Source organism: Enterobacter soli ATCC BAA-2102, assembly GCF_001654845.1.
Classification (GTDB): Bacteria; Pseudomonadota; Gammaproteobacteria; order Enterobacterales; family Enterobacteriaceae; genus Enterobacter; species Enterobacter soli.
The window spans coordinates 138,327-153,491 of sequence record NZ_LXES01000049.1 but is presented as its reverse complement, the minus strand read 5'-3'; the positions used below and the strand labels follow the sequence as shown (position 1 = coordinate 153,491).

General features: G+C 50.9%; 11 protein-coding genes. 8 read left to right on the top strand and 3 right to left on the bottom strand.

Going from position 1 to position 15,165, the window contains the following annotated elements; genetic code table 11:
* The 4 genes from M987_RS20365 to M987_RS20350 all read left to right on the top strand — a co-directional run bounded on the left by M987_RS20365 (position 1) and on the right by M987_RS20350 (position 3,828).
* Positions 1-675, top strand: coding sequence for a fimbrial protein (locus M987_RS20365; RefSeq protein ID WP_074392903.1), 675 nt, complete (start codon positions 1-3; stop codon positions 673-675).
* 103 nt (positions 676-778) lie between these two features.
* Positions 779-1,510, top strand: a complete 732-nt coding sequence (locus M987_RS20360) for a winged helix-turn-helix domain-containing protein (RefSeq protein ID WP_014070953.1) — start codon at positions 779-781, stop codon at positions 1,508-1,510.
* Positions 1,485-1,958: a hypothetical protein gene (locus tag M987_RS20355; RefSeq protein WP_014070952.1), complete on the top strand. Its 474-nt coding sequence runs from the start codon at positions 1,485-1,487 to the stop codon at positions 1,956-1,958. Before M987_RS20360 ends, M987_RS20355 begins: the two co-directional genes overlap by 26 nt.
* A gap of 382 nt (positions 1,959-2,340) precedes the next feature.
* Complete coding sequence (locus M987_RS20350) at positions 2,341-3,828, top strand: EAL domain-containing protein (protein WP_041162253.1); 1,488 nt, start codon at positions 2,341-2,343, stop codon at positions 3,826-3,828.
* A gap of 45 nt (positions 3,829-3,873) precedes the next feature.
* Here the strand turns inward: M987_RS20350 and yegD are convergent, their stop codons facing one another.
* On the bottom strand, positions 3,874-5,226 hold the full coding sequence (yegD, locus tag M987_RS20345) for a molecular chaperone (protein ID WP_014070950.1): 1,353 nt from the start codon (positions 5,224-5,226) through the stop codon (positions 3,874-3,876).
* A gap of 131 nt (positions 5,227-5,357) precedes the next feature.
* On the opposite strand from yegD, the gene alkA reads away from it, so the two are divergent.
* On the top strand, positions 5,358-6,230 hold the full coding sequence (gene alkA / locus M987_RS20340; protein WP_014070949.1) for a DNA-3-methyladenine glycosylase 2: 873 nt from the start codon (positions 5,358-5,360) through the stop codon (positions 6,228-6,230).
* Here alkA and M987_RS20335 read toward each other — a convergent pair.
* Complete coding sequence (locus tag M987_RS20335; protein ID WP_014070948.1) at positions 6,195-9,524, bottom strand: diguanylate cyclase; 3,330 nt, start codon at positions 9,522-9,524, stop codon at positions 6,195-6,197. The two genes, alkA and M987_RS20335, sit on opposite strands and share 36 nt — an antisense overlap.
* A 343-nt stretch (positions 9,525-9,867) precedes the next feature.
* Between M987_RS20335 and udk the strand changes: the two genes are divergently transcribed.
* The 3 genes from udk to asmA all read left to right on the top strand — a co-directional run bounded on the left by udk (position 9,868) and on the right by asmA (position 13,055).
* Positions 9,868-10,509 (top strand): uridine kinase, encoded by a 642-nt coding sequence (udk, locus tag M987_RS20330; protein WP_041162252.1) that lies wholly within the window; start codon positions 9,868-9,870, stop codon positions 10,507-10,509.
* Between the two features lie 91 nt (positions 10,510-10,600).
* Positions 10,601-11,182 carry a dCTP deaminase gene (gene dcd / locus M987_RS20325; protein ID WP_014070946.1) on the top strand — a complete coding sequence of 194 codons (582 nt, stop codon included), beginning with the start codon at positions 10,601-10,603 and terminating at the stop codon, positions 11,180-11,182.
* 22 nt (positions 11,183-11,204) lie between these two features.
* Positions 11,205-13,055 (top strand): outer membrane assembly protein AsmA, encoded by a 1,851-nt coding sequence (gene asmA / locus M987_RS20320; protein WP_014070945.1) that lies wholly within the window; start codon positions 11,205-11,207, stop codon positions 13,053-13,055.
* Positions 13,056-13,144: 89 nt separating this feature from the next.
* Here the strand turns inward: asmA and M987_RS20315 are convergent, their stop codons facing one another.
* Positions 13,145-14,728, bottom strand: coding sequence for a TerC family protein (locus M987_RS20315; protein ID WP_014070944.1), 1,584 nt, complete (start codon positions 14,726-14,728; stop codon positions 13,145-13,147).
* Between the last annotated feature and the right edge of the window lie 437 nt (positions 14,729-15,165).

The window sequence follows — 15,165 nt, the reverse complement described above, 5'->3', positions numbered from 1 at the left end:
ATGACCTGTGCGGGTTTAACATACGCGGCGCTGTTGAGTCTCTCTGCCCACGCCCTGTATCTTGATTCAACGATTTACGACATGGCCGCAGATAAGCCATTTATTAGCAAGCGTATTTTCAATGACAGCAAGAAACAGAATGTGTACAGCATCTCTGCGGTGAAAATTGACAAACCTGGCCCTGGCGGGGAACGGCGCGAGTCAATAGAGGAAGGAGAGCTGCTTTTTGCCCCGCTTAATTTCTCTCTGGCGCCGGATGCCGGGGAGTATTTCAAAATTTTTTATCGTGGGCCGCAGGACGACAAAGAGCGCTATTACCGGGTGCAGTTTACCGAAATGCCAGTGACGCTGTTCCCGGAGCGCAACACGGGTAAAAAGAGTGAAGCGATACCGGCTATTGCCCTGGACACGATTCTGGTGGTTCGCCCCAGAAAAGTGGATCTGCGTTATACGCTGGATGAGCAGGCCGGCATTCTCAAAAATACCGGGAATACTTTTTTTAAAATCATCGTTCAGAAAGGATGCAACTCAACAGATGATGAAGCAACTATTCGTTATGTACTGCCAGGGGAGACGTACAATAGTCCAGGTCTGAAAAGTCAAAATAAAAAGTTTATTGTTGCTTTGCAGAAATACCTCCCAATAGGTAATGGGTGTTTCAAACGTAGCTCATAAAATAAAAATAAAATTTCCCTATATTGCTAACGTTATATAGTGAATATATTCTGTATGGGGGGTGTTGGTAACGTCAAAGATAAAAATATAAGAGTTTACCTGGATGAAAAAAATCATTAATGATCAGGTTTTATACGATTCAGAGAAGCGAGTGTTGAGTGCACAAGGCGAAAGAACGGTCCTGTCAGCGCCAACCGCAAGGTTACTTGAACTCTTTATCGAAAATAATTATAAGCAATTAAACCGGGAACTGATCATTGAAGAGGTATGGGGTCGGCATGGCATGATCCCGTCCGGGCATAGCCTTAATAAAAGTGTGAGCATGTTGCGCAAAGCGTTTACAGCTTTGGGTATGGACGATCTGATTGTCACCATTCCGCGAGAAGGATTTCTTTTCGAGGCGCAGATCAAAAATGTTAGTGATGAAGTCTTAAACTGTAGTATGGCTACATTATCTACGGTGAATAAAACGATTAAATTTGCGCGCTATCGTAAGTCAGTATTATTGTTTTTATTTAGTTTCATTATTTTTGTTTCCGTAGGCGTTATACTCGTCGCAATGTTAAGAGATCACGACAATATTGTGCATGTTATAAAATCTGGTGTGTGTGATATTTATACTACAGATGATAATTCAACAGAAAAGGTATCCCAGTTTCTGAATTCGCCAAAGTGGCAAGATTTCAATTCCATTTGTAAAGGAAGAAACAAAGTCATCGTATTTTATGATGACAACAGTTTATCAGCAGGTAATAAACTGAAAGAGTATTTCTTCAGTGTATGTAAAATGGATCAGAAGGGGATGGCGAGTGAGTGCGAAAATTATATTTATTAGCTTGATTACAGCATTGGTGGTGATTTTTTTCTTTATGCTGAATCGCACTAAGATCCCCTCAGCTTTAGTCTGTACTGCTAAAAACCACCTCTCCCTCAATACGCAAAAAGATGGGGTGAACATTGAAGGCGAAGTCTTATTAGTATTCAGAATTTCTTCTGCCAGGGAAGGTGTGTTCTCACAAGTAGGAGTGCTGGACGTTAATGGCCAGAACTATTCTGTTAATCGTTCAACAACACTGAAATTTACCGGGCAGGACAGCGATGGCTACTTGCGTACTCAACGTGTTTCGGTGGTAAAGAATGACAATGATGACTTACCTGACGCGATAACAGATTTACTCATGTCAAAACAGAAGGTCTTTTACTACAAGATTATGCATATATCCGATAATGTTTATGGGGTTAGGGATCTTCGCCGCACGCTGATGGTCTGTCGGGCGAAGTGAAGGAGGGACAAATCTGACGTTTTCATTGAAATGATTAGCTGATCTGCGTTGTCTTTGTGGTGATTTATTCTGTATGTTAACGGTGTTAATGACTATGGCAGTGGTTTTATTTTGTCGCGAGCTGAATGTAAGGGCATTAGTTTGTACTGATTCATATTGAGAAAATTCCCTGTATAAACATCAGGAAGACTTTTATCATTGTATCCACAATATGAATTTAACTGAAGGAGAAAACGCTAGCTCTGCTATTTTTCTTTTTATTTATAAGAATAAATGTTGTCTACCTGGCATTGGATGTTTGATGGAAATCGACACGATTGTAAATATTCTTTCTTTACGGGGGAAGGAAGTGATTTGCAATTAAACTTTTATGGTGATTATTATGAACACGAAAAAGGTCTTCCTGCTCAGTTATGACATTTATCTTTTCTCAGGAATTAGGTCTTTTTTACCTAATCTTGTATTGGTGGATACCGGAACGTTTGTCTCTGACTCAGACATTTCCATTCCGCAATACAATACCTGCCTGTTAATAATTGATAGCAGGATGCCATTTTTTTTAGTTAAAAAATGGCTGCAAAGGAACAGCAGTCAGTTTATCAATGTGAACAGTATTGTTCTGAGGTTGAGTGAAAATAAATGTATTAATCGAGGGTATGATAACGCTGAGTTTATTAACGCGAAAATGCAGTTTCACACACTCATTAATACGTTGAAAAATATTCTGATGTCAGAAGCCAGGATGGAAACACCTGCTAAATTGGGAAGTGTTGATACATTCCGCCTGAGTGATTTTGAAGAAGAGATGCTTAATGCCTCTTTTACCAAGGAAGGTCTGGAAGAATTTTGTAAAGCGAACTCGTTAGCGTCTAAATCGCTTTATCGCTATCGGGATAAAATAACCCATCGTTTAGGTTTTGATAACTTCAACGAAACTATCATCTTTCTGGCCAGAAATGGTTTTTTAGCAGAAAGAATGGTTGGGCACGAAAATACGGCAAGACAAGCAATGAAAGAACGTTTCTATGATAGCAACGAAGCGAGTCGGTTAAATCTGGCTCTGAAGAACGATGAAATTATTCCTTACTATCAGCCTATCGTCGGGAATAAAGGTGAACTACGTGGCGTGGAGGTGCTGGCGCGCTGGCCGTTGGGTCATAATTATGCCATTTCGCAACGGGAATTTATTCCTCTGGCGGAAAGCAGTGGTCAAATCAATGAGCTGACGAGTTATTTAATGAACAAAGTAGCCAGCGATTTAAGTCACGATATTGACTGGCAGGATCAGGCTTTTTTTGTCGCGTTCAATGTCAGCCCGTCTAACTTAAGTAACCCCGTTTTCTACTGGGAATGCCTTAACTTTATAGAGCTAACGGAATCGCTGCCGATAAAGCTGATGATTGAGATAACTGAAAACCAGACGCTGGTGGTCACGCCGGCAATAAAAGAGCTGATTCGTTCATTACGTAACCGCGGAGTGCTCTTCGCCCTGGATGACTTTGGTACGGGATATGCCAATTTATGCTATCTGAACGAGCTGGATCTGGATGTCATTAAAATCGATAAGACCTTCATCAACGGCATCCATGCAAAAGACCAGTCGATGCCCATGCTGGAGTCGATTATTAATCTGGCTGCCATTCTGGGACTGCGCACTGTTGCAGAGGGCGTGGAGTATGATTATCAACGTGAATGGCTTATCACCAGTCAGGTCGACTTCTTGCAGGGATACTACTTCATGCCGCCTGTAGCACTGGCTGATTTCCGCAGCTACATACAGCAGTGTGAACCTGCGGCAAAAGAACCCACCTGGGGGAGGAAGAGGGTGAGTTCAGAAAGTAACGAAGAAGAGCGCTTTAGCACAATGTAGATACTGAGGCCCCACAAGGTGACTGAGGGGCTTCAGTTTTTGTGTTTAGCTGAACATCACCTGCGCCCAGCGCGCCAGACCCGCGGTAACGGATCCAAAGTCATCGCCACCCGCAATCGGTATTCCCGGCAGTTGTTCCGCCAGCGCTTTCTTGATGAGCGGTGAGCGGGCGCTCCCCCCCGTCAGGTAAATGACGTCCGGCTTCTCTTTGCCATTTTCCAGTGCCAGCTGAACCTGCTCCAGAATGCGCTGTAATGGTTGTGTGAGCGCCGTTTCCAGCCCTTGCTGTGTAATGGCAGTGGCAAGGTCATCGCTAATGAACGGCAAGGTCACCGCGTGCTCAGGGATTGCCGAGAGCGCTATTTTACTCTCTTCAGCGGTACGCACTACGCGGTAGCTCAGGCGTTGACGCCACACTTTATACAGCAGGGCGACTTTATCTGCGTCCTGGGCATCGCGCACCAGGTCATTCAGGAAACGCCCGTTAGCAGTGCTGTAGAAATCACTTTGTGCGGGCACATCGTTGATAGCGATAGCGTTCCACCACGGCAGGATCGGCAGGGCGATCCCTTTTTCCGTTTGCCCGCCCATACCCAGCAGCGGCATCAGGCTTTTGAATGCCAGAGCGATGTCCAGATCGTTACCGCCCACGCGGCAACCACTGTGCCCCAGCAGGCTATTTTCGCGGTCACGACGCGAATGCCACTGTGGCCCCATCAGCAGCAGAGAGCAGTCTGTTGTCCCCCCGCCGATATCCACCACCAGTACTCGTTTTTCTTCCGTCAGGGTGGCTTCGAAATCCAGCCCCGCCGCAACCGGTTCATACTGGAACACCACGTCGCGGAAGCCCGCGCGGTGTGCGGCACGTTCAAGAATACCCTGTGCCTGCTGGTTGGCTTCTTCGCCGCCTAATCCCTGGAAGTTAATCGGACGACCAATCACCGCCTGGGTGATGGCATCGTTAACCTGGGTGTGTGCCTGATTGCGGATGTGCAGCATCATGGCGCACACCAGGTCTTCAAACATGGCCACCTGCTGAGGCTTCAGGCCACTTGCGCCCAGGAACGACTTTGGTGATTTAACGAAGTAGACCTCTTCAGGATCCTCAACGTAGTGACCAAGTGAAGAAAGGCCAAACTGCACGCTGGAAGGCGTAACGTCGATATCTTCTTCGCGGTTAAAACTGACTGCACGGCGCAACAACGCCTGCGATTCTGCGCCAGTGGCCGGAACCTGGTGATGACGGAACAGCCATTCGCTGACCGCTTCACGCGTGGGAGCGCAAAGCATGGACGGCAGCAACGTACTCTCTTTTTCCATTTTCAGGAGCTGTGGTTGCCCGTTTTGCATGATGGCAACTGAACAGTTTGCCGTACCGTAGTCAAATCCAATAAACACGTAGAAATCCCCATGCCAGTGAGAAGGGGCGAGACTTTAGCGAAATGTCCGGCCTGCGACAACAGGAATATGAAAGCAAGGCGAAACAAGCCTGTTCGGTTTATGCTGTGGTGAACCTAAAAGGAGTCGCGATGTACACCCTGAACTGGCAACCCCCCTACGACTGGCAATGGATGTTTGGCTTTCTTGGCGCGCGTGCGGTGACGGGCGTCGAAACCGTAACGGATACCTGGTACGAGCGCAGTTTCGCCTGCGACGGCCATCAGGGCGTGTTTCGCGTCACGCCCGATACCGATACCTGCACCCTGAAGATCACGCTCAGCCCGGGGCTGGTTCCTGTAGCATCGGCCTGCCTGGCACGGATTGAACGTTTGTTCGATCTTACCTGCGAACCACAGCAAGTCCTTGCCACGCTCGGCGAACTGGGCGCAGCCCGGCCAGGGCTTCGCTTGCCGGGTTCGATGGATGCCTGGGAGCAGGGCGTTAGGGCGATTCTGGGGCAACTGGTGAGCGTGGCGATGGCGGCGAAACTGGCGGCGCGCGTGGTTGCGCTATGTGGCGCGCCGGTGAAAGGTTTCCCTGACTACCTCTGCTTTCCCACCCCTGACGCACTTGCAGCGGCCGATCCGCTGGCGTTAAAGGCGCTCGGAATGCCCGTTAAGCGGGCTGAATCGCTGATTCATCTGGCGCAGTCCGTGGTCGACGGAACATTCCCGCTGACGCCGCCGGATGATATTGACGCAGGAATGAAGGCGTTACAGCAGCGGCCTGGAATTGGCCGCTGGACGGCCAACTATCTTGCGCTTCGGGGATGGCAGGCAAAGGATGTGTTCCTGCCGGATGATTATCTCATCAAGCAGCGTTTTGCCGGGATGACTCCGGCACAAATCCGGCGCTATGCCGAGCGCTGGCAGCCGTGGCGTTCCTACGCGTTACTGCACATCTGGTACACCGACGGCTGGACGCCGTTAGTTGATGGCGAAGTAACTGGTGTTCAGCAGTAATTCCAGCGGCTGCGGCTCGGCGATGGTGTCGCCATAGATAAAGTCGATGCCAATGCCGGATAGGGTGTCCATCATGATCGGCTGATTGCTTGGCCCGGCGATAGTTTTCATTCCCAGACGATCCGCGTGGCCCTGAATAATGGTCACCGTCATCTCATCCATCAGATTACCGTGGACGTTGGTCACCACTTCCGCATCCAGCATCAGGTAATCGGCCATATTGATGCTCAGCTGGTTAAAGATGTCCATATCGCGCCCGACCTGGCTTAACACCACGCGACAGCCAACGTGACGGAGTTTTTGCAGCCCACTCTGTACGTTTGGATCCGGGTTGTTCAGAACGTCAATGGTGATAATCAGATGCAGCAGACGCCCCGGGAACGGGCCTTGTTCCAGCAGTTCGAGCAGTTCATCGACCAGCGTGACGCTGGCTAAACCCGCCTCTGAAAGCGGCAGGGCGACACCCATTCCTTTGCTGGAAACCTGCGCGGCATAGGTCCGGAAAAACTCACTGAAAATACGTCTGTCGAGGGCGTGCAGCAGTTCAGGTTCGGCCAGCCCGGCACGGAACGCGTGTTCTTCCTGCACTTCGCCCTGGCTGGTCCACAGCCGCAGCGAAATCAGCCAGAAATTACTGCTTTCCGGGATGCGCGGAGAGGCCACGCTGCGGGCAATCATCAGCAGATGATTGTCTTTAATCATATGCCACTGTTCATCGAGCGACATCATGCCGCGCGTAGTGTGAACACGTTCCTGCTGAGGCTCGTAGACCGTGACCACGCCGCGGCCGTTGTTCTTGGAGGCGTAACAGGCGATATCCGCCTGAGACATCACTTCTGCGGCCTGGTAGTTATTTTCGTCAATCAGGGTGATCCCCGCACTGGCGCCGATACGATGCAGGCGGCCTTCCCACATAAAGTGATAGTCGTTGATGGCGTGGATCAGGCGCCCTGCGATATAACGTGCGCTTTCGATATTACAGTCGGGCAGCAGCAGACCAAACTCATCGCCACCCAGACGCGCCAGCACATCGCTTGAACGCAGCATGGTCAGCATTAACGATGAAAGCTCGCGCAGCAGGGCATCGCCCGCCGCATGGCCTGCCGTATCGTTGACGGCTTTGAAGCGGTCAAGATCGATAAACACCAGCGCATGACGCTGGCGAGTTTCCTGAACCGTCTGTAACAGCCGCTTGAGATGGTTTTCAAAGCTCACGCGGTTCGCCAGGTGGGTGAGGGCATCGTGAGAGGCACTATAACTCAGCTGACGCAGCATTTTACGTGATTCGGTAACATCCTGGATAACCAGTACCGAACCGATATTTTGCCCATCCAGCGTACTGAGCGGCGTGATGCTGTAATGAATATCAAAACTTCCGCCGCTGCGGCAGTTCAGCACCACATCCTGTTCGATATCGGAGCGCGACATATCACCGCTGTGGATGTTTTCCATCAGAGGGCCGTTTTCGCCAAAGGTAATATGTAGAACCTTCAGGATGGGCTGACCAATGGCTTCAACCTGAGGCCAGCCGCTCATCTTCTCGGCGACAGGGTTCATAAAGGTGACGTTCATGTCGATATCGGTACAAAGCACCGCTTCACCGATGGAATCGAGGGTAATGTGCAGGCGCTCTTTTTCCTGGAATAAGGCCTCGTTAAGCTGTTTAACTTCGGTCATATCCATGTTGATGCCCAGCAGACGCTCAACTTCGCCCTGTTTATTCAACACCCGGTTGGCAAGAGAGCGGATATGGCGCACGCCTTCTTTCACCCGAATGCGGAACTCCAGCTTAAACGGCAGCCTTGCCATCAGTGAATCGCGGATCACCTGTTCAGCGTGAGGGCGATCTTCCGGCAACATCGCTTCATGCCAGATTTGCCAGGTAGGCTTGATGTGCGGCGGGATTTCATACAGCTCGAACATTTTTTTGTCCCAGCTGATGATGTCTGGCTCAAGATCCCATTCCCAGATACCAATACCCCCCGCTTCATTGGCGAGCGTAATACGCTCCATCAGACGCTTATTCACCCATTCCGTCTGTTTCAGGTCGTTAATGTCTTCAATCTGGGCAATAAAATAGAGGGGCGTGCCATCCGCATGGCGCACAACCGAGACGGCGAGCAGCGCCCAGACGACTTCCCCGTGACGGGTGTAGTAGCGTTTTTCCAGCGAATAGGTGTTGATGTCCCCGTTGATCAGCTGTTCCAGCTGTTCGAGGTCGGAGTTTAAATCGTCAGGCCAGGTCAGTTGCTGGAAGGTGAGGGATTGCAACTCGGCCTGGGTATATCCCAAAAAATTACATAGCGCTTTGTTGGCCTGGAGCCACTGACCTTCAATGCCGACTAATGCCATACCGATGGCGGAATATTCCATCGCGTTGCGAAAACGTTCTTCGCTTTCGGTAATGTGCTTGCGTTCAGCCCGAAAGGCATACATCACCATGGTCATGACGTTGGCCGGCAGCAGCATCATCAGGAATGGCAACCACGGCGCGTTGAGCATTGCGCTTGTATTTTGGGTTGTCATCGGCGTGGGATTTTGTGCCATCATCAGCGACACCATCATCACGGTGACCAAAAACACCAGGAACGCTTCCAGACGCGGCAGGCGCACCGCGCTCCACATCAGCAGGACAATGACGCAGGTAAACGGCCACGGAAGCCAGGTAATTGCAATCCAGCTCAGGACCAGCGTAATCGCCATGGTCACAAGTGTTTCCAGCAGCAGACGCGGGTCACGGTGGCGTAGCAGATAGTGCGGCTTAAACAGTAAGCCTAATGGTACCAGTGCCAGTGCGCCGATAGACTCTGATAATACCCAGACCAGAAAGTTACGCAGCGGCTCCGGACCTGGAACAATAAAGTGAACCAGGATCCCGCCAATCAGCGGCGGCACCAGGGCGCTACCGAAGGCCAGACGAACCCAGTCATTGAGATTTTGCAGCGGATTGTACCAGGGTAACAGTTTGCGTAGCAGTAATGCGCCGATACTCGCTTCAATGATGTTAATCACCGTGTAGGCGAGGCTGATCGACTCCCATGAGAAAAGCAGCCAGGAGGCAAAAACATTGCCAAAGGAACAGGCCAGCGCAATACCGGGCCACATTTTCCCTGCGTGACGGTAAAACGCGACCATCATAATTGACGTCGGGAACCATAGTGGCGCCAGGAGCGTTCCAAAACGGGTCAGTTCAAGCGAGAACAACGTAAAGATAAAGGTGACCAGGCCCAGACAGACAAGTCGCAGTAAAGGATGTGGGGTGGTAACCAAAACCCGCTGGTATTGTTTATTCATTACCGCTTTATCCAGGGACGCGAGGCCGTCCGGAAACAGGTCCAGACGAGTGAATTTTTGAATTTCGTTTATGCTAGTACAAACAATTTACAATTCATATGGCGACTGCTCATAATTTGACATCATAGACTTATTAAATAGTTACTCTGCAAAAAATTCATGTTAAACGCCGAAAAAATGGTCATTAAAATTTCGTTAAGGGAATGAAAAGTCACTTTTGATGCTGTCTCGCATAACCTGTGTATTCGACTGGTATCACGCCCGCGAAATCCCTATAATTGCCGCGTTTGACGCTCCGGCGTCGTCCTTCCTTAACATCCAGGTTAATCAGGTCGCTAAATTTATGACTGATAAGTCTCATCAGTGCGTCATTATCGGCATCGCCGGCGCATCGGCTTCAGGTAAAAGTCTTATTGCCAGTACGCTTTATCGCGAACTGCGTGAACAAGTTGGTGATGAGCACATCGGTGTCATTCCCGAAGATAGCTATTATAAAGATCAATCGCATCTCTCGATGGAAGAGCGCGTTAAAACCAACTATGACCATCCGAATGCGATGGATCACAGCCTGCTGTTCCAGCATTTAGAAGCGCTTAAAAGCGGCCAGGCGATTGAACTGCCTGTTTACAGTTACGTTGAGCATACCCGTACTAAAGAAACGGTACGCATTGAACCGAAAAAGGTCATCATCCTTGAGGGCATTCTGTTACTGACAGATGCTCGCCTGCGTGAATCAATGAACTTCTCTATCTTTGTTGATACCCCGCTGGACATCTGCCTGATGCGTCGTATTAAGCGTGACGTTAACGAACGTGGCCGTTCGATGGACTCCGTGATGGCGCAATACCAGAAAACCGTTCGTCCGATGTTCCTGCAATTTATCGAACCGTCCAAGCAATACGCCGATATCATCGTGCCTCGCGGCGGTAAAAACCGTATCGCCATTGATATCTTAAAAGCGAAAATCAGCCAGTTTTTTGAATAAACCGCGCGAATTGTGTACCGTTCAGAGATAACCTGGTTTGCCCTGGAGCCTGACAGGCTTCAGGGATTGATGCACGAAAGGAGAAAGTGCCATGCGTCTTTGTGACCAAGATATAGAAGCCTGGCTGGATGAAGGCCGCCTGTCTATTACTCCGCGTCCGCCAGTGGAACGTATCAACGGTGTGACCGTTGATGTGCGTCTGGGGAATAAATTCCGTACGTTCAGCGGCCATACTGCGCCATTTATCGACCTCAGCGGGCCGAAAGATGAAGTCAGCGCTGCGCTTGACCGCGTAATGAGTGACGAAATTGTGCTTGATGAAGGGGAAGCGTTTTACCTTCATCCTGGCGAACTCGCGCTGGCGGTGACCTTTGAGTCCGTCACGCTTCCGGCTGACCTGGTTGGCTGGCTGGATGGCCGTTCTTCTCTGGCGCGTCTGGGGCTGATGGTGCACGTGACCGCGCACCGTATCGATCCGGGCTGGTCTGGCCGCATCGTGCTGGAGTTTTTCAATGCCGGTAAACTGCCGCTGGCGCTGCGTCCTGGGATGATGATTGGGGCCCTGAGCTTCGAGCCGCTGACTGGCCCGGCAGCACGCCCTTACAATCGCCGTCAGGATGCTAAATACCGCGATCAGCAAGGTGCCGTCGCCAGCCGTATCGATAAAGACTGATTGTTAGTCCATTGAGGATGCCATGAGAAGAGTACTGACAACGCTGATGATTTTGCTGGTGGTGCTGGTAGCTGGCCTTTCAGCGTTGGTTCTGCTGGTTAACCCAAATGATTTTCGTGGGTACATGGTGCGCCAGGTCGAGGCGCGCAGCGGATATCAACTGAAGCTTGATGGGCCGCTGCGCTGGCACGTCTGGCCGCAGCTCAGCATCCTCTCTGGCCGTATGTCGTTAACCGCTCCTGGGGCGGAAACGCCGCTGGTGTCGGCAGACAACATGCGTCTTGATGTCGCTCTGATCCCGCTCTTTTCGCATCAGCTCCAGGTCAACCAGGTGATGCTCAAAGGTGCGGTGATCCAGCTTACTCCGCAAACCGAAGCTGTCCGTAAATCCGATGCACCGGTTGCGCCGCGTGAAAATACCCTGCCGGATGCACCGTCTGATGCCGGCTGGTCTTTTGATATTGGCAGCCTGAAAGTGGCCGACAGCGTTCTCGTGTTCCAGCATGAAGACGACGAACAGGTCACCGTGCGCAATATCAGCCTGAAGATGGAGCAGGATGCAAATCATCAGGCTTCCATTGAATTTTCCGGGCGTGTTAACCGCGATCAGCGGGATCTGACGTTGTCACTGAACGCGAATGTTAACGCCGCAGATTATCCGCATCAGATGACGGCGGATATCCAGCAGCTTAACTGGCAGCTGACGGGCGCAGACCTGCCGACGCAGGGGATTACCGGTCAGGGCACGTTACAGGCGGTCTGGCGTGAAGAGCTTAAACAGCTTGAGCTGGATAATCTTAATTTGCAGGCCAATGACAGTAGCCTGAAAGGGCAGGCGAGCGTTTCACTTGCGGAAAAACCGAAGTGGGTGTTCAACCTGCAATTCGATAAGCTCAATCTGGAAAATCTGCTCGCAGCTTCTTCACCGGATGCCGCCAGCACAGACGCGCCGCAGAACGGTCAAAGCCAGGTGAAGCAGCCGCGTCCTGTGATTTCCTCGAATCTTGACCAGCCTGATTACAATGGGCTGCGTGGCTTTACTGCTGATGTCTTGCTCAAGGCTAACAGTGTGCGCTGGCGCGGTATCGACTTCACTGACGTCAGCAGCCAGATGTTCAACCATAATGGCCTGCTGGTTATCTCTGAACTCAGCGGCAAAATGGGCGCAGGGCACCTGTCGTTACCTGGCACTCTGGATGTGCGTAACGATAACCCGACGGCAGAATTCCAGCCGCGCCTCGAAAACGTTGAGATTGGCACCATCCTTAAAGCTTTCAATTATCCGATCTCATTGACCGGGCAGATGACGCTGGCGGGGGATTTCTCCGGTAACAGGATTGATGCTGATGCTTTCCGCCGTGAGTGGCAGGGGCAGGCGCATCTTGATCTGAAAGACACCCGCATGGAAGGACTCAACTTCCAGCAACTGGTGCAGCAGGCGGTTGAACGCAGCAGCGATGTGAAGGCAAAAGAGAACTACGACAGCGCAACGCGTCTTGACTCATTTACCACGGATCTGACCCTGGACAACGGGCAGCTTTCGCTGGATAGCATGGAAGGGACATCGTCTTTACTGTCATTAACCGGAGCCGGTACGCTCGATCTGGTGAAAGAGACAGCGGATACGCGATTTAAAGTGCGTGTGTTGTCCGGCTGGGAAGGCGAGAGCAAGTTGATCGACTTCCTGAAAGAAACGCCGATCCCGCTGAATGTGTACGGCAAATGGCAGACGCTGAACTACAGCCTCCAGGTGGATCAAGTTCTGCGTAAGCATTTGCAGGATGAAGCGAAGCGTCGACTGAGCGACTGGGCAGATCGTAATAAGGATTCGCAAAGCGGAAAGGACGTGAAGAAGCTGTTAGATAAGCTTTGAGTCTGACGCGCCGGGTGGCGGCTTCGCCTTACCCGGCCTACAAAAGACAGACAGTGTAAGCCGGGTAAGCGAAGCGCCACCCGGCTTTTTTAAACCTCAAAATCCAGCTCATCCTCGCTGCGCAGCGGTATCAGCTGCACTTTCTGCACGCGATGGCTTTCAACCTGGAGCGTTTTAATCAGGTAATCACCCACCTGCACCTCTTCGCCTGGTTGCGGAATACGTTGCAGGTACTCCATCAGCAAGCCCGCGATAGTGTGGTATTCGCGCTTCTCATCAAGTGGCAACGGCACATACTGCACCAGGTCTTCCAGCGGCATATGGCCGTTGGCCGTCCAGGAGCCGTCCGGGTTTTTCTGGATATCATGGCGAGCGTCAATTTCATCAACCTCGTTCGGCAAATTACCGGCAATGGTTTCCATCACGTCACTGAGGGTGACCAGCCCTTCAACCGAACCGAACTCATCCACCACAAAGGCAAAGTGGGTGCGGGCATTACGGAACTGCTCCAGCGCAGACAGCAACTGCAACGTCTCCGGGAACACCAGCGGTTGACGCACCAGCGCGCGTAAATCGAGTGCATCTCCCCGTAACTGCTGCTGGAGAAGATCAATAACGTGTACCACCCCCAGTAAGTCTTCTTCATCTTCACCGCCGGTGACCACCACGCGGGTGTGCTGGTTTTTGTCCAGCAGGGCACGGACCTGGGCCTCCGGTGCCGTCAGGTCGATATGCTCGATATCATGTCGAGAGGTCATAATACTGCTGACCGAGCGCTGATTGAGATTGAGCACGCGCTCAATCATCAGCCGTTCCTGAGGATTAAAAATCGGGTTATCGTTGTGATCGGCCAGCAGAGAGGCGGACTCCGCATCAAGCTCGGCATCCTCTTTCTGCCCGCTGAGCAGGCGCATGACCGTATCGGCGGTTCGCTGGCGCAGGCTTTGATTCGCGGACAAGAAGCGGCGACGGTTGAAAATAGCCAGCTGGTTAAGCGACTCAATGATCACCGAGAAGCCAATTGCGGCGTACAGGTATCCTTTCGGAATATGGAACCCAAAACCATCGGCCACCAGGCTAAAGCCAATCATCAGCAGGAAGCTGAGACACAGGATCACAATTGTCGGATGGCTGTTCACAAACCGTGTGAGCGCTTTGCTGGCCATCACCATCAGGGTGATAGCAATAATCACCGCTGCCATCATCACGGCCAGATGGTCCACCATGCCCACGGCGGTGATCACGGAGTCCAGTGAGAAGACCGCATCCAGCACCACGATTTGCGCCACCACAGGCCAGAATCGTGCTCCCCGGCGTTGGGTCGGGTTTTCGCTGTCTTTGCCTTCGAGCCGTTCGTTGAGTTCGACCGTTGCCTTAAACAGCAGGAATAGCCCGCCGAACAGCATAATCAGATCGCGGGCGCTGAAACTCAGGCCATGAAAAGTGACCAGAGGTTTTGTGAGCGTCACCAGCCAGGAGATAGAGGCCAGCAGCAGCAGTCGCATCACCATCGCCAGCAGTAAGCCCGTTACGCGCGCGCGGTCGCGCTGTGAAGGGGGCAGTTTTTCGGCGAGGATGGCGATAAAGACCAGATTATCAATCCCGAGCACTAATTCGAGGACCACCAGCGTGACCAGTCCGGCCCAGATTGATGGATCGGCAATCCATTCCATAGTAATAGCAATACCTTCTGTTATATGACCAATGTCACACTTCGATCATGGATAAAGCTGGACGAAATTGCAATGACGACCTGAGATTTATCTCAATAACCGATTGAGTGTTGCGCCGGAAAATAGCCTTATTATTTTCATGTTAAATATCGTTTTATCTGATAATGAATAAAAATAAGAAATATCGCAGGGAGTGGTTTTTAATTTAATTATGTCAATATAAAGAAAATCCTAAAAGGTGAAAAATTTGCTCTTAATATTATTCTTAAAAAGCCATTTCCGGGCGGTTGTTACCTTGCCTGCTATTACGTTAGCTGCAACAATTCCTCCAGTATCAAATTTCTTGTTGCTATTACCATGCTTACGGAATGGTGAGGGATTCATTATCAAAGCGGCCTTAATTGCGCCTGATATATTTTCATCTCAACCGAATCAAA